This window comes from Algihabitans sp. (assembly GCF_965226985.1).
In the GTDB taxonomy this organism is placed as follows: Bacteria; Pseudomonadota; Alphaproteobacteria; order Kiloniellales; family DSM-21159; genus Algihabitans.
This window is the reverse complement of sequence record NZ_OZ245712.1, coordinates 467,234-493,752: the sequence shown is the minus strand read 5'-3', so window position 1 is coordinate 493,752 and position 26,519 is coordinate 467,234. Positions and strand designations below refer to the sequence as shown.

Genomic DNA, 26,519 nt, shown 5'->3' with positions numbered 1-26,519 from the left:
TTCTCTGAGCGCAACGAGAAAGGGCGCCCCGTGGAAAACGGGGCGCCCTTCTTTCTTGATGGACGACAGCCTCCAGACGGCTAGATCACAACGTTACCGTCGTTCAGGTCGCTCAGCACGTTTCCGCTGAGCACCAGGATTTCGTCGCCTTCGTCGTCGAGGTCGACGGTGACGCCTTCAGCTGTCTCCGTCGCCTGACCGAGGAAGGCCTCGAAGCTGGTGAAAGCGTAGGCCGAGACATCCAGAACGTCGCCGGCCCCGAAGTCACTGACGACATCGGTCTGCACGGCACCGGTCGGAGCGAAGACGAAGCTGTCCGCTCCGAAACCGCCTACTAGCAGATCGCTGCCTGCGCCGCCGTTCAAGACATCGTCGCCGAAACCGCCAGTCAGGAGGTCGTCACCGGTTCCGCCGCTCAGGAGGTCGTCGCCGAACCCGCCCGTCAGGGCGTCATCACCGGCACCGCCCGAGAGGGCATCGTCATCGAAACCGCCGTCCAGGGCATCGTCGCCATCGCCGCCATCCAACAGGTCGTCACCAAAGCTGCCGGCCAGAGCGTCGTTGCCCGTGCCGCCAAGGAGATCGTCGTCACCTAGGCCACCAGTCAGCTCTACTGCAGCATCGGGTTCAGCTTCGAGATTGACCGGGGTCGGCTCCAGCGTATCGGGCCCGGCATCGGCCACCGCTGCGGCGGGTGTCTCCGCGGGATCCTCCGTCGGTGCGGCCGGCTCCGTGACGATCGAGCGGATGTAATACTCGCTGGTGTCGGTTTCGGCCGCCGGCCCTTCCAAGGGCAGAGCCTCGAACACGAGAGAGTCGAAAGCCTCACCGGGCTCGATCTCCAGCGTCCGCCGCGATCCTTCCGCGAAGAAGGTCTCGCTCGCCACCTCCTGACCCTCCAGGAAGGCCCGCCACACGCCGCTTTCGCCGGTGTCCCCCTCCCGCTCGAAGAACCAGCTCAGGCTGACAGTGGCCTTAGCCATGAGATCGTCGAATTCCACAGTGACGCGCTCGGACAGTCCGAACTCGCTGTTGAAACCGAGTTCCGACTGACCGACGCCGCCCTCGCCGACCACGCCGATCCCGCGTCCCACGATGACCGCGAGTTCGTCGGCCGACGGATCAGTCAAGGCGCCGTCCACGACGGACTGCCCGAAGACTCGGAAACCCTGGTCCGTGGCAAGGACGTTGAAAACGTCGATCTCGACCGGCTCACCGTCGTTTCCACCGCCACCGAGACCATCGAGAACCGTGTCCTCCCGGAAGTCGAGGTTCTGAATGCGGCGGTCATCTTCGGGTCCGACGTCGGCCCGGTCGAAGGGCGTTTCCTCAGGGAAGTTCGCCGCGAGATACTCTGCCAGCGCATCCTGCTCGCTTCCGGCCTCCGCGAAGTTCGCGGCCCCCGGCTCCGTCAGCACAGGACCGTCAAGCACGCCGTTGAGGTTGCGATCCTCGTCCGGATCGAGGACGCCGTTGCCGTTCGCGTCCTCGCCGACCAGGTCGACACGGTTCGCGAAGGCCGGATCGGCCGCCACGAACTCGTCGTAGGGATAGCCGTCGCCGCCGTTGGCCAAGAAGTTAAGCGTCACGATCCGAATGGCATCGGGCGCAGTCTCGACAATCTCGCCGTTCTCCACGATCGCATGTGTCGGATTGCCGTCCTCATCGATCAAAGCAGCCGAGAGCACGCGATTACCGGCCGGCAGGTCGTCGTCGAAGCTGAAGGAGAGGCCGCCGACCTGGGCGAACTGGCCCGGTGTCGCACCATCGCCGCTGGCGGAGACGGCATGCTCCAGCACCTGAAGAAGCTGCTCCGGCGTCAGAGTCAGCAAAGTCAAAGTGTTGTTGAAGCGCAGGCTGTTCTCGATGTCGAGCTGCGACACGCCGCCTTCAGGCTTGCCCGTCAGCTCGTTGCCAGCGGGCGGCAGCAGGCTCGGTTCGGTATCACCCGGCAGAGTCTCGACCCGCCCGATGTTGTCGCGGATACCGCCTCCGTTCTTGAGCGAGACCATGACCGTGGCATCGGCCTTCTGCGCTTCCGCCAAGTTGGCGTCGGCGGTCAGGTTGCCGAGATTGGTTTCCTCGGTCCGCACATCGCCACGTGTTCCATTCAGGAAGACATCGCTGACGCCGAAGAAGTTGCTGTCCAGCTCGATGATCCGCTCTTCCAGCTCATCGACGATCGCCTGAATTTCAGGATCGACCAGATCTTCCGCATCCAGCTCCGCGACCCCCTGCTCGTCGGTGGCATAGGCGCCGCTGACGTCGGGATCGTAGCTGCCGGGGATCACCACGCCGTTCTCGTCGAAGTCGATCACGAGACGCCCGACGTACTGATAGTTTCCGTCGGTGTTGACCACGGCCACCGGGTTGCCGTCGGCACCTTCAACGAAGGTCGGGTAGTCGCCCTCCGGACTGTCTCCATCGCGCAGGCGATCGGTCTCATCGGCCAGAAGTGTGTTGGAACCGCCGGCCTGGATGATGTCCACACCGGTCAAGCGCGGTGCCAGTTCCTCCAGCTCGATCTGGATCTGCTGCATATGCGACAACAGGATCACTTTGTTCAGACCGGGGTTGTCCGCCAGCAGCGCGTCGACCTCCGCCTGGATGATCGCCGCAAGAGCGTCGTAGTCGGGTGAGCCGTCCGGCAGGCGCGGCGGGTTCACACCGACACCACCCGGCGAGGCGATCTCATCCAGGATCGGCGTCGTCGCGCCAACGACACCGATCTGCTCGCCGTTCACCTCCAACACGATGGAGGAGGTAACCGTGCCCGCCTGTGGCGCCTGGCCGCCCGGAACCGCGATGGGTGCAAGGTTCGGGTCGCTGGAGAAATCCAGGTTAGCGCTGAGATAGGGGAACTGAGCACCGGGATAGATCAGACCGGTCGGCGTCGTCCCCGGCTGCAACAGATCGGCCAAGGCGCCAGTGCCCAGATCGAACTCGTGGTTACCCAGCGCAATGGCATCCCATTCCAGCTCGTTCTGGATCAGGATATCCCCGCGCCCGGCCGCGCCGAACACCTCCTCGCTGGCACTGAAGAAGACGCCGGGGATGAACGAGTCGCCGGACGACAAACGGATGGTATTGGCAAAATCGGCCTCGCCGTCACCGTCCGCATCCTGGTTTTCCAGCGCATTCATTACCGCGGAGAAACGGGCCGCGTCGCTCAGCGCCGCAACACCGGCCTCCTGATCCGCCGCATGCAGCATCTGCAAAGTGAAAGCAGGCTCCTGCGTAGCGTCGTCGATGGTCAGCCGCGCCACGATGGGATCGTGGTCGCTCGCCCGGCCGTCGCTGGCGAAGTCCGCATTGACATGGACGGCGTCGATCTCCGTCTCGGAGAAGCCGTCTTCATTGACCAGGATGTGGTCGAGCGTCTGGGAGTTACCGTTGAAGATGAAGCTGTAGCGGTCGTCGTCCGCCAGATCGTTCATCAAGTTGGTCAAGGAGCCGTCGAAGACCTCCAGGGTGTCGGAGAACTCGAAGTCGTTGAAATCCCCGAGCGCCACGATCTTGGCGTCGGGGTCGTCGGCCAGGATGGAGTCAACCAGATCCTTGACCGCCTGGGCCTGGGCAACGCGCTGCTCCAGGGTGATCTGTTCGATCGGCTGTTCCGCACCGTAGAGCGGGCTGTCGCCAGACTTGGACTTGAAGTGACTGTTGATAACGTAGACCGTCTCGCTTTCGAACTCGAAGGTCGCCACCAGCGGCTTGCGCGTGCCCTCGAAGGCCTCCTGCTCGGGCGAGCCGTCGCCGTCTTCATCGAAGGCGGGATCCAAGATACGGCCGGGGTTGAAGTTCAGCGCATCGGCATCGGCGTCGTAGGCGACATCGTCGGTCGTGCCGCCGGCAACACCCTCAGCGAGGTTCACGCGCTCGGTGTTGTACAGATAGGCGACCTGGATGTTGGCCCCTTCTCGTCCGCCGTCGGCCTTGTCCTCCGGGGCGATGGTGATGAACTCGTAGGTATCCACCCCGGCATCCGCCAGGGCGTCGAGCAGAAGCTGTAGAGTGACGTCGGCATCGACCGTGCCGTCGTCGGTTGGGCCGTTGTTATCCTGGATCTCCTGCAGTGCGATGATGTCGGGCGTGCCGAGATTGTTGATGATCTGTTGGGCCAGCTGATCGTAACGGTCGCCAGCACTGGGATCGAGATTGAGCACGTTGTAGCTGGCGATGGTGAGCTGGTTCTCGCCGCCGACCAGATCGGTCACCTCGGGCTCCAGATCCGGGTTCGCCGTCACTCCCGGCAGCGGAGCCGTGTTGAGCAGTTTGAAGTTCCCGAAGCTATAGTCGAAGACCCCGGTGATCGGACCGTCGAAGGTATCGCCGACGTTGACGTCGGGTTCGGAAGTCACGAGGTCGTCGTCGATGATGATACGCTCGGCATTGGTGTCGTCTTCGCCGAGCACGACGCCACCGTTGACACTGCGCAGGTCCGAGCCGTCACCGTTGTCGGCCAGCACTGCGATCTCACCGAAGCGGGAGGTGGGACCGACGACCACGGCGTCGCTGACCTCGGCGAGCATGCCCTCCAGTGATTCGAAGAAGTCGATGCCGTCTTCGTCGGGCTGATAGTCGGTCAGGCCGTCGTCGTCGATCTGGGTGGGAATCGCCCGGCCGTTCTGGCCCAGGGCGACGGCGTCCGGCAGATCGTTGCCGCTGCTCAGTACCTCCAGTTCGTCCGGGAAGGAGATCTGCGTGGTGCTGAGGTTGCCGGTGTCCTCGCCGCCAGGGAAGCGTTCGATCACCTCGCCGGTGATCCGCACCTCGTCGCCGACCGAAACGGTCACGTTGCCGCCACCAACGAAGATCAGCAGGCCGTCCGAGGTGGCGTCGTTACCGTCGCCGTTCGGGTCCTGGATGAAGAACTTGTTGGAGTCCACCGCCGTTACGATACCGCGGGTGGTCACCGTCTGACCTTCGAAGTCGGAGCGATGGCCCTCGCCCTGAATGTCGTAGATCGGCACCTCGGCTTCGATGTCGAACGTGGTCGTGGTGCCGCTGACCTCGTTGGCAACGACCAGCATCGGCCGGCCGGTCGGGCTGTCCTCGGCCGCAACGAAGGTCAGGATCTCGGGACCGAGGTCTCCTGCGGTCCCCGCCTCCGGATCGCCCGAAAAATCGCGGGTCGTGATGTACTGTACGAAGCTGGGCTCAGCGGCGTCGGTGACGTCGTAGACCATTATCCCGCCGACGCGCTCAAGACCGACGAAGGCATAGGTCTGACCGGCAACCTCACCGATCACGACGCCTTCGGGTTCCGGCCCCTTGGCGTCAGAGCGCGAGTCGAAGCTGTCGTTATCGTCATTGTCGGCGTTGAAGGCCTCGGGCGGCAGAACGCCGTCGGAGATCAATTCGGCAATCTTCCGCTCGAAGGCATCGCCGCTGTCGAAGACCAGATTGCCTTCTTCGTCCCAGATGCTGAAGGAGCGGCCGCCGTAAGCGACCAGCTGGTCGATCAGGCCGTCGCCGTCGGTATCGCCGTCGATCGTCGAAACTTCGAGACGTCCCAGTTCATCGTCGCTTGCCAGAGGCAGGAGCGCCGGGTCGAGCAGACCGTTTTCGGCGAGATCGCTGACGCGCGCGTCCTCGTCGCGAGCGTCGCCCTCGTTCGCCGTGACGTAGTAGAGTTGACCGTTACCCGCCTCATAAGCGGCGATGGCGTCTGGCATGTAGAGACCGCGCACAGGCGCGGGCTGAATGTCGATGGCGCCCTCACCGTCCTCGCCATCCCTGTCACTGGGATCCAAGCCGCTACCCTGCTGGCTGTAGTCTTTAGTACCGAGCGGCTGAAGATCGATCAGCTGCTTGGACTCGATGTCGATCACCGCGACGCTGTTGGCCTCCTGTAGGGTCACGAAGGCCTTGGTGCCATCGGGCGATACGGCGATGTATTCGGGCTCCAGGTCGCGCGACGGCTGCTCACCTGGGAAAATGCGCAGACCGAGATCGCGCAGAGCATCCTCACCGACGAAGTCCAGGATCTCGAAGCCGACGGTATCGAGCACGGCCGCGTCGGCGCCGGCTGAAAGGTCGAGGATGCTGATCGAACCGCGCGGATCGACGCCCTCGTCGGACTCGCCTTCATTGGCGACTAGCAGCTTCATCCCATCGGGCGTGAAGGTCAGCATGTCGGGCAAGGCACCGACTTCGTAGGTCGCGACTTCGGTCAGCGTCGCGTCGCCATCATCGTCCGTGCCGATCCGCAGCAGGGCGACCGTTCCAGGATCGGTGACAGGGTCGGCCTCCAGCGCCACGGCCACAAGGTCGCCGAAGACGGCAACGGAGTTCACGCCGGCGCCGAACACATTCAAATCGAGGGAAGACTGAAAGCTGGGCGTGCCGGTCGCGTCCAGTCTGAGGATATCCAGGCTGTTGGTCTCGGCATTGGTAACGAAGAGGCTTTGAGTCAAAGGATCGTGGGCGACGCTTTCCGCAGCGCTTTCGTCGAAGATTCCGGATGCATAGGTGCCGATCGGACGCAAATTGATCATCAGTTTTCCTCTGCCGTTTCCCTCGTTGAACTTGACCAGCGCCAAAATTCGGACAGCATTGACGGTTCCGCCTGAGAAGTGGGCTGGTACTCGTCAACTCACTCGAACTATTCGAGGGAGCTTTGACGCTGAGATGCGATCAAGCTTTCGCGAGAGTTGTTGCCTGGGAGAGATGACACGGCGGTGACAGCGGGATGAAGTTGGTTAAAGACCCTACTTTTTGTCACAGTTAACCTCACAGATAATGGGGATTTATCGCGTTCTTGAGGAAATATCATTGCGCAACGTCCGGCGGCGCTTCAGGAGACAATTCTCCGACTCGCCAAGCCCTGGGCTTACGGCGTGAAATCCCAACGACCTGTCGCCACCTGTCACCGGAATAGCCGAAACCCCCTCCACTTCATGAGGGAGAGCGGAATCTTGTCCCAAGAAAGTTCCAGAAACAAGGACAGCTCGGGACTTAGGCGGCGTTCCCTGCTGCCAACCCTAGGCTGAATCGCCTTAGGTGGGATCGCTTTGGCGATCCCACCTAAGGCGATTCAGCTCTCATCATTAAGGTTTAGAGGGCGATTCACGTCTCAGGTGGAAGCGAAACGCTTCCACCTGAGACGATCGCGCTCTAAGGTGTGATAGCGACCTTGAGAACGCCGTCGCGCTGATTGGAGAAGAGGTCGTAGGCCTCCTCGATCGCGTCGAGCTTGTAGCGGTGGGTGACCAGAGGCTCGAGATCGACACGTCCGCCGGCGATGACGTTCATCAGGCGGCGCATGCGCTCTTTGCCGCCCGGGCAGAGCGAGGTGATGATCTTGTGATCGCCCAAGCCGGCCAAGAAGCCGTCGGGCGGCAGGGTGAGGTCGCCGGAGTAGACGCCCAGGCTGGAGAGGGTCCCGCCTGGCTTGAGAACGCGCAGGCAAGCTTCGAAGGTTTCCTGAAGGCCCAGGGCCTCGATTGCCACGTCCACACCACGTCCGTCGGTCAGCCGCATGATCTCGGCCACCGGATCGACTTTCTTGAAGTCGACCGTGTGGTCCGCCCCCATCTTGCGCGCGATCTCCAAGCGTTCGGGGACCGAGTCCACGCCGATAATGGTGGTGGCGCCCTTCAGCTTCGCACCGGCCGTCGCGCAGAGACCGATCGGACCTTGGGCGAAGACCACCACGGTGTCGCCGATGCGGATGTTGCCGCTTTCCGCGCCAGCAAAGCCGGTCGACATGATGTCAGGACACATCAGCACCTGTTCGTCGGTCAGACCATCGGGAACCGGCGAGAGATTGGCCATGGCGTCCGGCACCAGCACGTAGTCCGCCTGAGTCCCGTCGATGGTGTTGCCGAAACGCCAACCGCCCAGCGGCTTGAGGCCGTGCGCTCCGCCCTGTCCGTCCTGGGAGTGCAGGCCGTCGAGGCAGGCATAAGAGTGACCGCTCGGACAGATCGCCCCGGCGATGACACGCTGGCCTTCCGTGTAGCCCGTCACGTTGGCGCCCAGCTTGTCGATGACGCCGACCGGTTCGTGACCGACAGTCAGTCCCTTGGCGACCGGGTACTCGCCCTTCAGGATATGCACATCGGTGCCGCAGATCGTCGTCGTGGTGATCCGTAGCAGTGCGTCGTTCGGCCCGACATCCGGGACGGGCTTGTCTTCCAGCACAATCCGACCCGGTTCGACGAAGACCGCCGCCTTCATTTTCTGCCCCATTTGAAGTCGCCTCCCTTTTCGTCCTCCAGGTGGCTTGACGGCCGCATCGTAGAACCCCGCCACCGGTTTATTGGACGTACTCAAACATATTTTCGCCAGGAGAACGAATGCGGCAGGTCAATTCAGGCGAGAGTTTCGACGCGCAGCCGCCGGTCCCCCGGCAGGTGGGACCGGCAGAGCGCATTTCTATCCTCGAAACCTTGCGGAACAGGGAGCCTAAGACTGGGAAGAGGCGTCCTTGGCAGGAAGAAGTCTCTCGCCGGCAACGGTAGCCTGCCCGTCGTTCGAGCCGAAGAACGCAGAGCGAGCACGCTTCTCCAGCTCCAGGATCAGCAGCACGGCAATGCCGACGACAAAGACCTGCAGCCCCTGAAGCAGGCTCAAGGGACGTGTCCCGAAGAAGGCTTCCATGAAGGGAGCATAGGTAAAGAGAAACTGCAGCGCCGTGACGGCGGTGATGGCAATCAGCACGGGCCGGGTTCCGAAAAACCCGCGCAGGCTGAGAGACGAGCCGTGCAGGTAGCGAACGGAGAAGAGATAGAAAATCTCCATCACAACCAGCGTATTGACGGCGATGGTCCGCGCCTCTTCCACGCTGGAGCCCTGCGCTTGCGCCAGGGTGAACTTGCCGAAAATCCCGGCGGAGAACAGCACCGAAACAAAGCCGACGCGCCAGAGTACGAACCGCGAGAGGATCGGCTCCCCGGCGGGGCGGGGCGCCCGTCTCATCACACCCGGCTCCGAGGGCTCGAAGGCCAGAGTCATCGCGAGCAGCACCGAGCTGACCATGTTGACCCAAAGAATCTGAACCGGCGTGATCGGCAAGGTCAGCCCCAACAGAATCGCTGCCACGAGACTGAGGGATTCGCCGCCGTTGACCGGGAGCAGGAAGATGATGGCTTTCTTCAGATTGTCGTAGACTGTCCGGCCTGCCTTGACCGCAGCGGCGATGGTCGCAAAGTTGTCGTCGGCAAGAACGATCTCGGCCGCCTCCTTCGCTGCCTCGGTGCCCTTTCCGCCCATTGCAATGCCAACATCCGCGCGCTTGAGCGCCGGGGCGTCGTTCACGCCGTCACCTGTCATTGCCACAACAGCGCCGCCGTCTTGAAGGGCTTCGACGAGGCGGAGCTTATGCTCCGGGCTGGTCCGGGCAAAAACGTCGACCTCCTGCGCGCGCCGTCGCAGATCCTGCGGCTGCAGGGTATCGATCTCCGCACCCTCCAGCACCTCCGACGAATTCTCCAAACCGAGTTGTCGCGCGACGGCGGCAGCGGTTCCAGCATGATCGCCGGTGATCATCTTCACCCGGATGCCGGCGGCTCGGCATTCGGCCACAGCCGCAATCGCCTCCTCCCGCGGCGGGTCGATCAGGCCGACCAAGCCAAGCAGTGTGAGATCACCTTCCACGTCTGCGAACAGCAGTTCGCCGTGCTCCGAATGGGTCGGCTTGCTGGCGATGGCGAGGACTCGCTGACCTCGGGCGGCGATTGCGTCGGCCTGTGCTTGCCAGTAGTCCTGGTCGAGCGCCGCCTCGCTGCCGTCGTCATGGCGCTGATGACGGCTCATCTGGAGCAAACGCTCGGGCGCGCCTTTCACGAAGATGGTGGCGGTGCCCTCGTGGTCGTGGTGCAGGCTCGCCATGAAGCGATGCTGGGAATCGAAAGGAATGGAATCCGTCTGCGGGCGGTTATGCCGTTCGAAATCCAGATCGAGGCCCGCCTTGCTGGCGAGGGTCAGAAGAGCCCCTTCCATGGGATCCCCGACCACGGTCCAGTTGTCCGCCTCGTGCCGAAGTTCGGCCTCGCTGCAGAGAAGCGCCCCCCTGGCCAGGTCGGTCAGCAGCGGAAAGTCGGCAACCGCGATGTCCCGGTCGGCGTCCGAAAACCCGCCATGGGGCGCATAGCCGCTGCCAGAGACGGTGAAGAGGCGCTGCGCAGTCGCCACCGAAGCGACCGTCATCTCGTTCTTCGTCAACGTGCCCGTCTTGTCGGAACAGATGACGGACACGGAACCAAGGGCCTCGATGGCAGGCAGCCGCCGCACAATGGCGTTCCGCCGAGCCATGCCCTGAACCCCGATCGCCAGGGTGACGGTGAGGATCGCCGGCAAGCCCTCAGGTATGGCGGCCACGGATAGCCCCACCACGGCCATGAACAGTTCACTGAATCCGTAGTCGGCAATGGTCAGACCGAAAACCAGGATCAGGGCACTGAACAGCAGCACGAAACCCGTCAGCCATTTGGCGAAGATCGCCATCTGACGGATCAAAGGCGTCGTGGTCGTACGAACCTCGGCGATCAGACTGCTGATCCGCCCGATCTCGGTCGCACCGCCGGTGGCAACGGCAAGGCCGCGGCCCTGCCCGGCCGCCACCAAGGTTCCGCTGAAGGCCAGCGAACGGCGGTCGCCCAAGGGCACCTCGCCAGCCACGGCCTCTGTCGCCTTCTCGACCGCCAGGGACTCGCCGGTCAAGACAGCCTCCTGAATTCGGAGCCCGCGAACCTCCAGCAACCGCAGATCCGCCGGCACTCGGTCGCCAGCCTCCAGGATCACGAGATCGCCCGGCACGATCTCTTCCCCCGGAACGGTCCGGCGGCGCCCTGCCCGCAACACCGTCGCCTTCGGGGCGAGCATGTCGCGGATCGCCTTCAGGGCTTGCTCCGCCTTTCCTTCCTGAACGAAGCCGATCGCGGCATTGACGACCACCACGGCCAAAATCACGACCGTGTCGACCAGATGCCCCAGCAGCGCTGTAATGGCCCCAGCCGCCAGCAGGACGTAGATGAGAAGATTGTGGAACTGACGCAGGAAGCGGATCAACGGACCCTGGCGCTTCGGTTCGGGCAGCCGGTTCGGCCCGTAGAGACCACGCCGCCGGTCGGCCTCGTCGTCGGTCAAACCGTCCGGAACCGCCTCGAAACGCTCCATGGCCTCCGCGGCGGGCCGGTCGTGCCAGGAGATGTCGGGATCAACGCGGCTGGCTGCGTCGGATGTCGGCATGTTTTCTCCGCTTCGGATCTTGACCGCAAAAGCCTGCGGCGGCGCTCAACTCTTGCTTTCGTTGATGTTGAACAGGGGATGGCGCGGCGAGGAGTCAAGTCAAACCGCCTTGCGGCCGTCCCGGGCTTGCTATCGAGGCACAAGGCCGCCTTCTTCCAGAAAGCTTGCTGCAGACATAGGAACGAACAGGACTATCGACAGCAGTGACCTCCTCACCGGACACTACCTTGGATCGGCCACTGAAGCTCGGCCGGCGAAACAAAAACAGTTCAGGGAGAGTGGAATGTCGGCTTTGGACGCGCTTCTGCGCGATGCGGTGGCGGAGGGAACCGTACCTTTCGTCGTTGCCATGGTTGGCAATAGCGACGGCCTGGAATGGTCGGGCAGCGCGGGAGATGCTGCCGCAAGACAGCCAGCCGGAGAGGATAGCGTCTTCCGCATCTTCTCCATGACCAAGGCGATCGGATCGCTGGCTGCGATGATCCTGATCGACCGCGACAAGCTCGATTTCGACACAGCGGTTGCGGACGTCATACCAGACTTCGGTCGCGTGAAGGTCCTCGACGGCTTCGACGGAACCGTCCCGATCCTGCGTGACCCCGCTCGCCCGGTCACCGTCCGGCATCTGGCGACCCATACGAGCGGTCTGGAGTACGAAATCTGGAACGCCGACATGCCCAAGTACATGGAGGCGACAGGGCTGGCCTCGATACTGTCCGGCAGCCGCGAGGCCCTGTTCTATCCCCTTATGAGCGATCCGGGCACGCGTTGGGCCTACGGGATCGGTATCGACTGGCTGGGCCAGGTGGTCGAGGCGGTCGACGGACGCTCCGTCGAGCGCTTCTGCCGGGAAGAGATCTTCGAACCGCTTGGCATGACAAATACCGGCTTCGAGCCCAACCAAGTTGATCAGGATCGCTTGGTCGACTGTCTCTTCCGTAGCGAAGACGGTGCCTTCGAGCCCTCCGAAATGGTGCCGCCACCGACCCCTGAGTACTACGGCATGGGTCACGCGCTCTACGCGACGGCGCCCGATTATCTGCGCTTCCTGCGCATGCTGTTGAGCGGCGGCACGCTGGACGGGCAGACAATTCTGTCCCGGCAAGGCGTCGAACGGATGCTGGCCAACCATATCGGCAGGCTGTCCCTCGAAAGGATGGTGACCGTCGCGCCCACCGTCTCGGCAGATGTCGACATCTTCCCAGGCGCACGGAAAACCCACAGTTTCGGATTCATGCGCGTCGAGGACGACCAGCCCGGTCAACGATCGGCCGGATCGCAGGGCTGGGCCGGCGTGCTCAACACCCATTATTGGTTCGACCCGCGCAAAAACCTCGCGGCCGTCCTGATGACCCAGTTCTTGCCCTTCGCCGATCCGCGTTTCATGCAGCTCTACAGCGACTTCGAAACGACCGTCTACGCCACCTACAGAAGTTCGTAGAAGTCCTTGCGCCGACGCCCTTCGGCATCGGCCGCCTTCAGCGCCCAGAAAACCGTTTCCGGTTTCACCTCGTGTGGCTCGTGATGAATCGTCTCACCAGGGGCGCAGGCCGCTTCGGCCACCTGCATCAACCGTTCGTCGGACACCCCTTCCAGTCCGATCTCCGCAAGGGTCACCGGAAGACCGACGTCTAGGCAGAAGTCGTAGATCTCCTCCACCCGTTCGGCGGGTTGGTCGGTCAGGAAGAGCGCCGCGACCACACCGATGGCGACCTTCTCGCCATGCCAGTAGGCATGGGTTTCCTCCAGGATCGTCAGCCCATTGTGGATGGCATGACAGGCCGCCAGACCGCCGGACTCGAAACCCAGGCCCGACAGCAGGGTATTGGCCTCCACCACATGCTCGAAAGCCGGCGTCACGACGCCCTGCTCACCGGCGGTCTTGGCCAGGCGGCCGTACTCCATCAAGGTATCGTAGCAGAGCCGGGCCAGGGCGTAGGCGGTCATGGTGCCGGGCCGTCCGGTCATGTTGCCGGCCCGCCGGATACGGCAGCTTTCCGCCTCGAACCAGGTCGCCAGAGCATCGCCGATACCGGCCACGAGGAAACGCACCGGCGCCTTGGCGATGACGGCCGTGTCGACGAGCACCACGTCGGGATTGCGCGGCAAAACCAGATAGCTCTCGAACTGCCCGTCCGGCGTGTAGATGACCGACAGTGCCGAACAGGGCGCATCGGTCGAGGCGAGCGTCGGCACGATGATGACCGGGCAGCCGAGCTCGTGAGCCACGGCCTTGGCCGTGTCCATGGTCTTGCCGCCACCGACACCCACCACGGCACCAGCCTCGCCGGACTTGGCGAGGGCGAGTAAACGGTCGATCTCTGTCCGGCTGCACTCCCCTCCGAAGCGCTCAAGGCGATGAGGCAGGGCCCCCAGACCCGCCACCACGGTGTCATGAAGCTGCTCGTCGACGAAGCCGTCGATCAGAACCAAAGCCGCAGCGGCCAGGCGCTCCACCTCCTCGCCCAGTGATGCCAAGGCATGCGCGCCCTGGACGTAGCGCCCCGGGAAAATGGCTGTGGTCAACATACGGATGTGTCCCCTCTGCGTCTGACAACTGCGATCGATAGCGCGCCCTGAGGCGCACCGACGATGCGATACAAAAACGAAGCAGTCCCCCCTGCGGCGAACTCGACCAGCTCACCCGAACGCTGCCTCGTTGACATAGATGAACAGATTCCGAGCAGCTCTACTTTGATCGTCATCAAACGGAATTGGCCAGACCGCCAACGGCCGGAGCCCTTCGAAAACCGCGCGAAATGGGGAGACATGCCAGCACAGGCCGCGGCTGCGCGGCACCAAGCCCTGGAAGGAACGCTCGGGAGCGGTCGTGGCCAGAGGGACTCGTCGTCAGGGAAGAAACCAGCGATACTCAGTGTGAAAATGATCGGCACGAGAACGATCAATTGCAATTCACATTGGGAGGAACCGGGATGGCAGGCCCGGGAGGATGACCGCAACCGGCAGCTCGGTCCGACCGCATGACCGATGAGTTCGAAAGCTCCGGCTCCGTCGACCGAGACAGCGGGGCGCGACTGCAGGAGCGGTCCGGTAGGGACCCCAGTAAGAGACAGGGAGATCGGCGCCTGCGCGATATTGCCGTGGTGCTTCCCATCGCCCTGCTGCTGACTTTCCTGCCCCCCTATGTCCGGATCTTCGATCAGAACGGCCTGCTCGGCGGTGTACCGCTGCTTCTCGTCTACATCTTCGGGATCTGGTCGCTGGTGATCCTTGCCAGCGCGCTGCTTGGCCGTCGCCTCAGTCAGTCTGAGATGGAAAACACGACGGAGGGCACCCAAGCCACTGCGGCGGACGAGCCGACCAGGTCGCCCGGCGAGGCGGAGCGGGGGACCTAGAGCATGCTGCCTGCCGGCGTCGTCCTGCTGGTGTCGGGGCTCTATCTCGGCCTGCTGTTTCTATTGGCTTTCCTGACGGAACGCAGGGTTCGCAAGGGGGCGGCCCAATTCATCGGTTCACCGCTGGTCTATACCCTGTCTCTCGCGGTCTACTGCACCTCCTGGACTTTCTACGGCGCCGTCGGATCGGCCAGTCGTAACGGGCTTGAGTTTCTGACCATCTATCTCGGACCGACGCTGGTTTTCGTCGGCTGGTGGTTGTTGCTGCGCAAGCTGGTGCGGATCAGCCGGACCCAGAACATCACCTCGATCGCGGATTTTATCTCTGCCCGCTACGGCAAGAGCGCCGCCATCTCGGCGCTGGTCACCTTGATGGCCGTCATCGGCAGCATTCCCTACATTTCCCTGCAGCTTAAGGCCGTAACCGCCAGCTACGAGGTCCTGGTCGGAACGGCGGCATCGAACGCTGCGGAGGTCAGCCGAACGGGGTTTGGGACTGGGCTGCTGGCCGATACCGGCTTTTGGGTGACGGTGTCGATGGCAGCCTTCGTCATTCTCTTCGGCACCCGCAACTTGGGCGCCGATCAACGACATCCGGGCGTGGTCGCGGCCATCGCGTTCGAATCGGTCGTAAAACTTCTGGCCTTTGCCGCGGTCGGTCTCTTCGCTCTCTATGGGCTCGGCGGTGGATTGAGCGATCTCGTCTCCCGCGTGCAGGAACGACCGGACCTGAGCCACCTTTACAGTTTCCCCGACGGATTCGAGCCACGCTGGGTCACGACGCTCTTTCTGGCAGGCATCGCGGCGATCTGTCTGCCGCGTCAGTTCCAAGTCACCGTCGTCGAGAATTCCGACGAGCGCCATCTCGCCACGGCGGCTTGGCTGTTTCCCCTCTATCTGATGCTGATCAGTCTGTTCGTCCTGCCGATCGCCGCCGTCGGCCTGACCGCTCTGCCGGCCGGCGCCGACACCGACCTCTACGTGCTCACGGTCCCGCTTTCGGCCGGGCGCGAAGACCTCGCTCTGCTCGCCTTCATCGGCGGCCTCTCGGCAGCAACCTCGATGGTGATCGTCGCCAGCCTGGCGCTGTCGATCATGATCTCCAACCACCTGGTAGCGCCCTTGCTGTTGCGCAGCTCTTACTTCGCCAGCCCGGAGGCCGGCAATCTGTCGGGCATGCTGCTCCTGACGCGTCGCCTGTCGATCGTCGCCATCCTCGTCCTCGGCTTCATCTACTACCGGGGCACGGACACCGGCAGTCCCTTGGCCTCAATCGGCCTGATTTCCTTCGCCGGCGTGGCTCAGTTCGCCCCCGCTCTGATCGGCGGCGTCTACTGGAAACACGCGACGAAGTCCGGCGCACTCTGCGGATTGGTCGTGGGATTCGTTTTCTGGGCCTACACGCTGCTTGTGCCCAAACTGGCTAAGGCGGGCTGGGCGCTGGAAGATCTGGTGACACAGGGCTTGGGTGGCGTCGCGCTGCTCAGGCCTGGCGCCTTCCTAGGATTGGAGGGCTGGGATCCTCTGGTCCATGGCCTCTTCTGGTCGATGAGCGCCAACCTGGCGGTCTTCGTGATCGTCTCGCTGTTCACCCGGCCGAGCCCGATCGAAAGCCTACAGTCGGCCCTGTTCGTCAACGCCCTGCAGCCAGGCAAACCCCAGGCCGAGGTGGCGCTGCAGCGCTCGGCCACGACCAAGGACCTGCTACGCCTCGCTCAGAGGATCCTAGGCGCGGAGCGTAGTCGCGAGATCTTCCGGGACTATGCGCGACGCCAGGGCCGCGAAGACGACCTGCCGGCCCCGGACCCGCCCTTGATCGCCTATGTCGAACGCCAACTGGCCAGCAGTGTCGGTGCGGCCTCCGCCCGCTCGCTCGTCTCGGGCATCGTGAAGGGAGAGACCATCAGCCTGGACGCCTTGATCGGTCTTCTCGACGAGACGCAACAGGCAATCCGGACCAGCCGGGCGCTCGAGCGCAAATCGCAGGAGTTGCAGGAGACGGCCACGCAGCTTCGCGCGGCCAATGCCCAGCTCAAGGCGCTCGACAAGATGAAGGACGAGTTCCTGAGCCGCGTCAGCCATGAACTGCGGACGCCGATGACCTCCATCCGCTCCTTCGCCGAAATCCTGAGCGACATGTCGGATCAAGATCAGCAACTGGACAGTGAACAAGCGGGCCATTTCCTCAAGATCATCCACAAGGAAAGCGAACGTCTGACTCGCCTGCTCGACGAGATCCTGGATCTCAGCCGGATGGAAAGCGGGGAAGCGACCCTGCGGCGGGATCGCCTGGATGCAGCCAGGATCGCGGCGGCGGCGGTCGAAACCATGGAAGGCCTCGCCAAGCAATCGGGTGTGGACCTGCAGGTCGACCTTGGCCAGGACGCGATCTGGGTCGTGGGAGACGAAGACCGACTGAAGCAGGTTTTCGTCAACTTGCTGTCCAACGCCATCAAGTATCATCGACAGCCGGACGAGAACGATCAGGCAAAGGCGACGTCTCCGCGCAAAGTCTGGGTGACCCAGGGCAAAGCACCGCATGGCCGGGTCGAGCTGCGGTTCTGTGACAACGGCCCCGGCATTCCTGAAAGCGACAGAGACAAAATCTTCTCAAAATTCGCACGCGCTGGCACGGAGAAAGCCGGAATCGCGCTCAGCGGTAGCGGTCTGGGACTGCCGATCTCACGTCAGATCATGCAGCATCTCGGCGGCCAGTTGCGCCTGGATCAAACCGGACCGGGCGGATCGGTCTTTGTCGTGCGACTGCTCGACGCCGCAAGCGTTGCAGCCCAGTAATCACGGTCACCTAGAGTGCGATCGTCTCAGGTGGAAGCGTTTGGCTTCCACCTGAGACGTGAATCGCCCTCTAAACCTTATGATGAGAGTAGGATTCACGCCTTAGGCGGGATCGCTAGAGCGATTCCACCTAAGGCGATCCTGCTCTAGTAACCATAGAGATCGAAGATCCGCAGGAGAACTCGTCCGCCAGTCTTACGGTTTTTGCTAAAGCATCCTTGAGGATTTCAGAGCTTTGGAGGCTAAACTATTGGAGTCGCACAGCCCCTGAATTCAAATAGCCAGCACTCACAACTTCCTGCCAACTATAGAGATTTCCTAACCTGCCGGCGTGAAAAGTGCCGTTGTCAAACAGCGCCGCTTGCGGTGACACCGATCCGCCGCATAAGCTGCCATCGTCGTAAACTGGAAGAATTCAGTTTGCGCCTAACGGTAAGCCCTAATACCCGAAGCTGGGTATTTTGGATAAAATCAAACCGCCGAACTAGAGGACAACTGAGGAGGAGACACCCGTGGCAGAACAGCAACCCTCAAATAGTTATTGGTCAGCGAACATTCGGCTTGTGAGCATTTGCCTAGTGATCTGGGCAACGGTCTCCTTTGGCTTCGGCATCGTGCTGCGGCCGCTTTTGTCAGGCATATCCATTGGTGGCACGGATCTGGGTTTCTGGTTCGCCCAGCAAGGTTCGATCCTGGTCTTCCTGGCCCTGATCTTCTTTTACGCCTGGCGAATGAACAACCTCGACAGCGAACACGGCGTCGACGAGCAGTAGGCCAAAGGGGGGCAACGAACGATGGATCAATACACGCTCAACCTGCTGGTGGTGGGCGCGACCTTCGCACTCTACATCGGCATCGCGATTTGGGCTCGGGCCGGGAGCACCTCGGACTTCTACGCCGCGGGCCGCGGTGTTCACCCGGTAACCAACGGTATGGCCACGGCCGCGGACTGGATGTCGGCGGCCTCTTTCATTTCTATGGCCGGCCTGATTGCCTTTGTCGGTTACGACAACTCCTCCTTCCTGATGGGTTGGACCGGCGGCTACGTGCTGCTCGCTCTGCTCCTGGCGCCCTATCTTCGGAAGTTCGGTAAGTTCACGGTTCCGGAGTTCATCGGCGACCGCTTCTACAGCCCGACCGCGCGCTTGGTCGCCGTGCTCTGCCTGATCGTCGCCTCGGTGACCTACGTGATCGGGCAGATGACGGGTGTCGGCGTGGCCTTCTCCCGCTTCCTGGAGGTTTCCAACGCGACCGGCCTCTTCATCGGCGCGGGCGTCGTCTTCCTCTACGCCGTGCTGGGCGGCATGAAGGGGATCACCTACACGCAGGTGGCTCAATACTGCGTGCTGATCACCGCCTACACGATCCCGGCGATCTTCATCTCGCTGCAGCTGACCGGCACCCCGATACCGCCGATCGGTCTGTTCTCCGAGCACACTCTTTCGGGTCAGCCGCTGCTGGCGACGCTCGATCAGGTGGTCCAGGATCTCGGCTTCGCCTCCTACACAGGGCACCACACCAACACCCTGAACATGGTGCTCTTCACCTTCTCGCTGATGATCGGTACAGCCGGTCTGCCTCACGTCATCATCCGCTTCTTCACGGTACCGAAGGTGGCGGACGCGCGCTGGTCGGCGGGTTGGGCCTTGGTGTTCATCGCCCTGCTCTATCTCTCGGCGCCCGCCGTTGGGGCCATGGCACGGCTGAACATCATCGACACCATCTATCCGAACGGACCGCAGGCCGAATCCCTGGCCTACGACGAACGGCCGGACTGGATGAGAAACTGGGAGGTGACCGGACTCCTGACCTTCGAGGACAAGAACGGCGACGGTCGCATCCAGCTCTATAACGACAGATCGGAAACCTTCGCGGCAACGGCGGAAGCCAACGGCTGGGCAGGTTCCGAGCTGGTCGTGAACCGCGACATCCTGGTTCTTGCCAATCCAGAGATCGCGCAATTGCCCGGCTGGGTCATCGCCCTGGTGGCGGCAGGCGGACTTGCGGCGGCATTGTCAACGGCCGCAGGTCTGCTACTCGCCATCTCTTCGGCCGTCAGTCATGACGTGATCAAGGCCACCATCAACCCGGGCATCTCGGAGAAAGGCGAGCTGCTTGCCGCCCGAATCGCAATGGCTGCGGCGATCGCCGTAGCCACTTGGCTGGGGCTCAATCCACCGGGCTTCGCGGCACAGACCGTAGCGCTTGCCTTCGGTATCGCAGCGGCCTCGATCTTCCCGGCTCTCATGATGGGAATCTTTTACAAGCGCGCGAACAATTTCGGTGCCATCGCCGGCATGCTGGCAGGCCTGATCTTCACCGTGGGCTACATCTTCACCTACAAAGGGTTCCTCTTCATTCCGGGCACCAACATATTGCCCGACACCGCAGAGCACTGGGTCTTTGGCATCTCACCGCTGTCCATCGGATCGATCGGTGCCATGCTGAACTTCGCGGTCGCCATCGTCGTGTCTCGCATGACGGCGGAGCCCCCGAAGGAGATCCAGGATCTCGTCGAGAGCATCCGCGTACCGCGCGGGGCCACTGGGCCGGTGGCTCACTAGGGTTCGCGTTCGACTCGGTTTCGCGTACTCGTGAGGCGCCTGTTCCGGCGCCTCACGAGCCGCGGGATCGATCTCTTCGTCGCCGCTCTGCTGTCGCCTCTAGCGCTTGCCGTCGGCGGAGATTTTCGGCGCCGGGCCGTCGGTTTTAAATCGCGCCCCAAAGCCATAAGATCGCCAGACACCTCCGCCCCCTGCGAATGAGGCAAGAGGGCGGAGCGTTGGGACAGCCGGACAGGTATCGCAGCCGCGAGCCCCGTATCTCTTTGTGAGGCACGTTTGCCGATGGATGTCGAAGTAAGCGATACCGCGACCTTCCTCGCCGGCGTGCATCCTTACGACAGCCTTCTTCCCGACGAGCTGACGAAAGTCGCAAGCGCCTTTCGTGAGGTCGAATGCGAAGCAGGCGCTCCGATCTATACGCTCGGCGAGCGCCTGGACGGGCTCTACGTAGTCGCTGAGGGACGGGTGGACGTCCGCGACCGCAACGGCGCACTTGTCTCGATCCTCGGTCCGCGCAACAGCTTTGGCGAGCGCGGGCTGCTGCGCGACGGCACGGCGGCCACCACCGCGATGGCGCAAAGCGAGACACGGCTGCTGCTCCTGCCAGCGGAGGAGTTCAGACGTCTGGTCGCGGCACGGCCAGCCTTCGCCCGCTTCTTCGATCGCTCCCGCCCCTCCGAGACTCGTACCCCGGATCTTGCGACGACACGCATCGCGGATCTGATGACACCCCATCCCATTACCTGCACGCCCTCCACCACGGTGGCGGAGGCCGCCGGATTGATGCGTGACAAGCAGGTCTCCTGCCTTCTGGTCTTGCAGGACTCTCGCCTGGTCGGCATCGTCACGAACCGCGACCTGGTGAAACGTGCCCTTGCGGAGGGCCTGCCGACCGATGCCCCGATCACCGAGGCGATGTCGCCCGAGCCCATAACGCTGGCCCCTGGTGCCCTGGGGTCCGATGTCCTGCATGCCATGCTGGAACGCCGGATAGGCCACCTGCCGGTCGTCGAAGGCAAGCGTGTCATCGGGGTCGTGACCCAGACGGACTTGACGCGGCATCAGGCCGTATCCTCGGCGCACCTGGTGCGGGAGATTGCCGATGCCGAGAACAGCCAAGCTCTGGCCAGCGTTGTTAGCCGTATTCCCGATCTGCTGGCCCAGTTGGTCGGCGCGGGCAATCCCCATTGGGTGGCGACGCGCCTGATCACCGACATCGCGGATGCCGCGACCCGACGGCTGCTGCGGCTTGCCGAGGAAGAGCTGGGACCGCCACCGGTCCCTTATCTCTGGCTGGCTTGCGGCAGCCAGGGCCGACAAGAGCAGACCGGTGTCTCCGACCAAGACAACTGTCTCTTTCTCTCCGAAGACGCCCGCCCCGAGCATGACGGCTACTTCGAGGCCTTGGCCAAGTTCGTGTCGGACGGTTTGGATGCCTGCGGTTACTACTACTGCCCCGGCGAGATGATGGCGACGACGACACGCTGGCGCCAGCCCGTGCAGGTGTGGCGGGACTACTTTGCCGGCTGGATCCGCAAGCCCGATCCCATGGCGCAGATGCTCGCCTCTGTCATGTTCGACCTCCGCCCGATCGGAGGGGAAGAGAGCCTTTTCCGCGACGTGATGTCCGAGACTCTGGCACTCGCCGCCTCGAACAGCATCTTCGTCGCGCACATGGTCGCCAACGCGCTCAGCCACGCCCCACCGCTCGGCCTGCTGCGCGGCTTCGCAACGATTCGCTCCGGCGAACACAAGGACACGCTCGACCTCAAACTCAATGGCGTCGTACCGGTGGTCGACCTGGGCCGTATCTACGCCATCCAGGGCCAGGTCGAGGCGGCCAACACCCGCCAGCGTCTCGAAGCAGCCCAGAAAGCAGGGATCGTCAGCGCCAGCGGCGGACGGGATCTGATCGCGGCCTACGATCTGATCGCCGAAACCCGCTTGCGACATCAGGTCGCTCGCGTTCGGGCGGGCGAGAAGCCGGACAACTTCATGTCTCCGGCAGCGCTGTCCGACTTCGAGCGCAGCCACCTTCGCGACGCCTTCGTCGTGGTAAAAACCATGCAGTCGGCAATCGCCCATGGCCGCGCGGCCGTGCTTTAGCCAAGGGAGGGTTACAGATGCTGATCGAACTCGTCGCCGCCGTGGCCCTTGGTTTCGCGGCCGCCGGAGTGGCACTGCTTGCCAGACGCATGGTCCCGGCGCTGCCGCGCTTTACCGTGCCCGCCGTTGCCGGCCTCGCGATGATCGGTTTCGGCATCTGGAGCGAATACACCTGGTTCGACCGGACCTCGGCGACCCTACCGGACGGCATCGAAATCGTGTCGGCGCCGGCTGAGAGCGCCGTCTGGCGGCCCTGGTCCTATGTGAACCCGCTCGTTCTTCGGTTCATGGCCGTCGATGTCGAGGGCACGCGCCGCAACGAGGCCGCACCGGGCCAGGCATTGGTCGACGTTTACGTGATCAACCGTCACGGTCCTCGTGCGCGCGTCCCGGTGCTGCTCGACTGCCTGGAACTGCGTCGCGCCGACATCGCAGACGGAGTTGACTTCGCAGCGGACGGAACCGTCTCCAACCCGGACTGGCGTCCGGCAAGTCGGGACGATCCTCTCATGACCGCCGTCTGCGGCACGAGTTGAAATCGGGGAAGCCTGTCATGGCGAAATCGGTACTCCTGGTCGAAGACGAAGACAGCATCGCCATCGCCCTGGAGTTCCTGATGCAACGGGAAGGCTATGTCATCCGGCGCGTCACCAGCGGCCCGGACGCGCTCGAAGCCGTTGCCGAGCAAGCGCCGAACCTGATCCTTCTAGACATCTCGCTACCCGGCGCCTCGGGTTATGAGGTCTGTCAGAAGATTCGGCTCGATCCCGCCTTTTCTCAGGTGAAGATCCTGATGATGACGGCCACCGGGGGCGCCATTCCGAAGCGCAAAAGCCTCGACATGGGTGCGGACGGCTTCATTACGAAACCTTTCTCCGTTGCGGTTTTGACTGAGGAAGTTCGCCGTCTGTTGGGAGACGAAGAGACCAAGCAGGATGTTTGAGCAACGTAGCCTGAGAGTTCGGATCTTCCTGTTTTTTGCGCTGATCGCGCTCGCCGGCTCGGCCGCAATCGTTGCGGCCCTCTTTATCGGGTGGCAGCGGATCGGTACGACCGCGACGATCTCCGCCTTCGTGGTGGCGGCCGCCCTTGCCTGCTTCGCGCTGACCGGCCTTACAGCCTGGGTTTGGTTGCTGTTCGACGAGAATGTTGCCAAGCCGGTGCAGACGCTGGCGGCCGCCCTACGCGTAAGAGCCCACACCGACGTCGGGCAGGCCATCGATTCAAAGCCGGCCCGTTATCTCGGCGACCTTGGTCCAGCCTGCGATGCGGTCACCGCCAGCCTTGTGGATACACGGACGGAACTTGCCGAGGCCGTGGCGCGCGAAACCGCTCGCATCGCCGAGGAGAAGACACGTCTCGAGGCGGTCCTTCGGGACGTCCAGGTCGGCGTTCTCCTTTGCACGGCAGACCATCGCATTGCTCTCTGCAACGATCAGGCCGTAGTCCTGTTACGGGACGTCGGCGAGATCGGACTGGACAGACCCCTTTTCAATCTGCTGCGTGAAGGGCCGATCCAGCACGCGAGAGCGCGCCTGCTGCGCGCCGGACGCGCTGCACCGGCCGCGAGCGTTCTCTGCACGACACAGGACGGATCGCGTGTCCTGCAGGGTGCCATGCGCCTGCTCGGCAGCGAGGCACCGGAGTCTACAGGCTACGTGCTGACGCTGCGCGATACGACCGAGGATATCGCCGCCCATGCCGCGCGAGAGCGGCTACTGCATGAGGTCTTCGAGCGAACGCGACGTCCTGCCGCCAACATCTCCGCAACGCTGGATGCGCTGGCCGCCGCGCCCGATCTCGGCACGACGGCCCGCAAGAAACTCCAGGACGCGCTGGCAGGCGAAACGCAGGATCTCGCCCGTGCCGTGACCGAGTTGGGGACTGCTGCCGATGCAACGGCGGGATCCTGGTGGCCCATGGCCGAAGTGGCCGCCAGCGACCTGATCGATTCCGTCGAAGCCCGCTTGGCGGGAGACGCGGCCTCCCTTTCCACGGAGTCCTCCCCGCTCCTGCTCCGCTGTGACGGCTTCGCTCTGGCGTTGGTCATCGAAACGGCGGTTCGTGCCGTCGCCGAGATCGTGGCGACACCGCTCCGCCTGACCATCGGCAAGGACGGCAACGGCGCCGTAATCGATCTGATCTGGACGGGACAGCCGCTGCCAATGTCGCGCCTCGACGCCCTTCTCGCCGCCCCGCTGGCCGGAGGCTATGGCGAACAAAGCGGTCGCGACGCCCTCGACAGTCACGGCACCGACATCTGGCCCGGTCACACGGACGACGGGCGGCAGCGCCTGCGTCTTCCGCTTCACGCCGCTCGGGCCGAGACGGCCTCGCACCCCGCGGCTCTCCGCCCAGCCCTCTGGGACTTCGATCTTCTGGCGAGACCGCCCGGCCCGCTGGAGAACCGCTTGCTGACCTCCCTCACCTACGTCGTCTTCGACACCGAAACCACAGGCCTGGAACCCGAGAACGGGGACGAGATCGTCCAGATCGCCGCGCTGCGGATCGTCAACGGTCAGCTTCAGGATGGCGAAGCCTTCGAGAGTCTGGTGCATCCCGGGCGCCCCATCCCCGCCTCCTCAACCGCAATCCACGGGATCGACGATTCGATGGTCGCCAAGGCGCCGCCGATCTCGGAGGCCGGCAGTCGCTTTCACAGTTTTTGCGAAGACGCCGTGCTGGTCGCGCACAATGCGCCCTTCGATATGGCCTTCCTGCGGCGGCACGAGAGGGCGATCGGGGCACGTTTCGAGAATCCGGTGCTCGATACGGTGCTACTGTCCGCCACGCTGTTCGGGCAAAGCGACGTTCACACGCTCGACGCCCTCAGCGATCGCCTCGGCGTCGATATTCCAGCCGCAGCCCGCCATACCGCGCTGGGCGACGCCCGCGCAACGGCTACAGCCTTTCTGAAGATGCTGCCGATGCTCGAAGAGACGGGCATCACCACGCTGTCCAACGCCTTCGAGGAAAGCCGAAAGCACAAGCGGCTGCTGACGACGGTCGAGTAGGGCAACACTCCAGCAGCGGACGCATGATTGTCTGCGTTCACCTTAGGAAAAACTGTACCGGCACCACCAGTTCAAGACGCGCCTGGGTCAGATCGTCGGGCATCTTCGGTAAGGGTTGCGCGCGCTCGATCATGTCGGAGACTTCACGGTCGAGCAGGTCGTAACCCGAACTCTCCTGAAGTCGGTATTCGATCACCTGTCCGTCGCGGTCCATGACGAAGTACAGCAGCGCAACGCCTTCTTGCCGGCGAAGCTGAGCACGGCGTGGGTATTCCTTATGCTTCTCCAACCAAGCCTGGAGTTGCGCCATGAAGTCCGCTTCGGCCCCAGGAAAACCGCCACCGCTGGTGTCGTTCGCACTGCCGGCGTTCGGGCTGGCTTGCGTGCCCGACCGACCGCCGGCGCCCGGTGCTGTCGGTGGCAGAGCAGCGGTCTGTTCCGGCGTCTCGGCTGCGGGAGTCGGCGGCGCCGGAGGGCTCGGGTCGGGTTGCGGCTGGGCAACCTGCTGAGGCTGTGGCGGCGGCGGCCTGCGCGGCGGCATCGGCGGAGTAACGACTGCTTCCGCAACGCTTTCTTGCGGCTGGACCTCCTCCGCTTCCAGAGGTTCGGGCAGAGGGTCCTCCACTGGGACCACTGGCGTTTCGGCCTCGACCGGCTCGACCGGCGGCACCTCGGCGACGAGGGCCTCGACAGGTTCCGCCACCTCAGGCTCGATCGCTTCGGTCGGCTCGGGCGGCACGACCTCTGACTGGACGGGATCTGGGGGGACGGCGGCAACCTCCGTGGCCGTCGGATCCGACGCGGCTTCGGTCGGAGCAACCTCCTCGGCTTCCTGAGCATCTGGAGCCTCGGGGGCAGGCGCGCCCGGCGCGCCACCAGCGGGACCTAGGGAAATTTCGATCCCTCCGATGCCGGCCTGTTGCGCGCCGCTCTCCGGTGCTTGCCACAACATGGCGGCAGCAACACCCAGATGCAGGAGCAGGGCAACAGCGAAGGCCGTCAGCCAGTGTCGGGGAGCGATCCGTATCATCAGTTCTCCCCGTCCGGGGAAGCGCCAACGGCAGATCCGGGTTGCGGCAATGTCAACAAGGTAAGCCGTTCGACGCCGGCTCCGCGCAAGAGCTCCATAACGGCAACCACCTGATTGGCCTCAGCGCCGCCGTCGGCTTTCATACGGACGCTCGGCGCGGCGCCATCCGACAAACGCTCAGTCAGCGCAGCCTTGAAATCGACCTCCGACAACGTTTCGCCGTCCAGGGCAAGGCGACCGTCCGCTCCGACAAGGACCAACAGCTCTTGAGTTCCAGCCGGGCCCTCACTGGTCGACAGAGGTGGTGCGATATCGAAGGGATCGGAAGCCGCAAGCTGACCTGCAATCATAAAGAAGATCAGCAGCAGGAAAACGACGTTGACCAGCGGCAGAACCCGCTCGTCATCGCTTTTGGCGCGTGCAGACCGAAAGTGGAGCGACGACTGAAATCGCATGC

Annotated in this window: 15 protein-coding genes; 9 read left to right on the top strand and 6 right to left on the bottom strand. The window is 63.4% G+C overall.

The annotated features are described in order from the left end of the window. Positions 1-80 precede the first annotated feature (80 nt). The 3 genes from ACO054_RS02110 to ACO054_RS02100 form a co-directional block, all read right to left on the bottom strand. On the bottom strand, positions 81-6,500 hold the full coding sequence (locus tag ACO054_RS02110) for a choice-of-anchor I family protein (RefSeq protein ID WP_421708796.1): 6,420 nt from the start codon (positions 6,498-6,500) through the stop codon (positions 81-83). A gap of 619 nt (positions 6,501-7,119) precedes the next feature. Further along, positions 7,120-8,196: an NAD(P)-dependent alcohol dehydrogenase gene (locus ACO054_RS02105; protein ID WP_421708795.1), complete on the bottom strand. Its 1,077-nt coding sequence runs from the start codon at positions 8,194-8,196 to the stop codon at positions 7,120-7,122. 216 nt (positions 8,197-8,412) lie between these two features. Beyond that, positions 8,413-11,196, bottom strand: a complete 2,784-nt coding sequence (locus ACO054_RS02100; protein ID WP_421708794.1) for a cation-transporting P-type ATPase — start codon at positions 11,194-11,196, stop codon at positions 8,413-8,415. Between the two features lie 283 nt (positions 11,197-11,479). Between ACO054_RS02100 and ACO054_RS02095 the strand changes: the two genes are divergently transcribed. Continuing rightward, entirely contained in the window at positions 11,480-12,637 is a 1,158-nt protein-coding gene (locus tag ACO054_RS02095) for a serine hydrolase domain-containing protein (RefSeq protein ID WP_421708793.1), read from the top strand. Here ACO054_RS02095 and ACO054_RS02090 read toward each other — a convergent pair. Beyond that, positions 12,622-13,725, bottom strand: a complete 1,104-nt coding sequence (locus ACO054_RS02090; RefSeq protein ID WP_421708792.1) for a glycerol dehydrogenase — start codon at positions 13,723-13,725, stop codon at positions 12,622-12,624. The genes ACO054_RS02095 and ACO054_RS02090 overlap by 16 nt on opposite strands. Before the next feature lie 452 nt (positions 13,726-14,177). Here ACO054_RS02090 and ACO054_RS02085 point away from each other — a divergent pair, with 452 nt between their 5' ends. From ACO054_RS02085 to ACO054_RS02050, 8 genes are all read left to right on the top strand, one after another. Next, positions 14,178-14,552: a hypothetical protein gene (locus ACO054_RS02085; RefSeq protein WP_421708791.1), complete on the top strand. Its 375-nt coding sequence runs from the start codon at positions 14,178-14,180 to the stop codon at positions 14,550-14,552. A gap of 3 nt (positions 14,553-14,555) precedes the next feature. Beyond that, positions 14,556-17,348: an ATP-binding protein gene (locus tag ACO054_RS02080; RefSeq protein ID WP_421708790.1), complete on the top strand. Its 2,793-nt coding sequence runs from the start codon at positions 14,556-14,558 to the stop codon at positions 17,346-17,348. A gap of 512 nt (positions 17,349-17,860) precedes the next feature. Continuing rightward, positions 17,861-18,121: a DUF4212 domain-containing protein gene (locus ACO054_RS02075; protein ID WP_421708789.1), complete on the top strand. Its 261-nt coding sequence runs from the start codon at positions 17,861-17,863 to the stop codon at positions 18,119-18,121. A 21-nt stretch (positions 18,122-18,142) separates the two neighbouring features. After that, entirely contained in the window at positions 18,143-19,912 is a 1,770-nt protein-coding gene (locus ACO054_RS02070) for a sodium:solute symporter family protein (protein ID WP_421708788.1), read from the top strand. Positions 19,913-20,194: 282 nt separating this feature from the next. Beyond that, complete coding sequence (locus ACO054_RS02065) at positions 20,195-22,018, top strand: putative nucleotidyltransferase substrate binding domain-containing protein (RefSeq protein WP_421708787.1); 1,824 nt, start codon at positions 20,195-20,197, stop codon at positions 22,016-22,018. 17 nt (positions 22,019-22,035) lie between these two features. Beyond that, entirely contained in the window at positions 22,036-22,554 is a 519-nt protein-coding gene (locus ACO054_RS02060; protein ID WP_421708786.1) for a hypothetical protein, read from the top strand. Between the two features lie 17 nt (positions 22,555-22,571). Further along, entirely contained in the window at positions 22,572-22,961 is a 390-nt protein-coding gene (locus ACO054_RS02055) for a response regulator transcription factor (RefSeq protein WP_421708785.1), read from the top strand. Next, on the top strand, positions 22,954-25,032 hold the full coding sequence (locus ACO054_RS02050; protein ID WP_421708784.1) for an exonuclease domain-containing protein: 2,079 nt from the start codon (positions 22,954-22,956) through the stop codon (positions 25,030-25,032). The genes ACO054_RS02055 and ACO054_RS02050 overlap by 8 nt, the downstream gene beginning before the upstream one ends. Before the next feature lie 37 nt (positions 25,033-25,069). Here ACO054_RS02050 and ACO054_RS02045 read toward each other — a convergent pair whose 3' ends face one another. Then, positions 25,070-26,062, bottom strand: a complete 993-nt coding sequence (locus ACO054_RS02045; protein WP_421708783.1) for a TonB family protein — start codon at positions 26,060-26,062, stop codon at positions 25,070-25,072. Then, a complete protein-coding gene (locus ACO054_RS02040) occupies positions 26,062-26,517 on the bottom strand; it encodes an ExbD/TolR family protein (RefSeq protein WP_421708782.1) in 456 nt (151 codons plus the stop codon). Before ACO054_RS02040 ends, ACO054_RS02045 begins: the two co-directional genes overlap by 1 nt. Positions 26,518-26,519 lie beyond the last annotated feature (2 nt).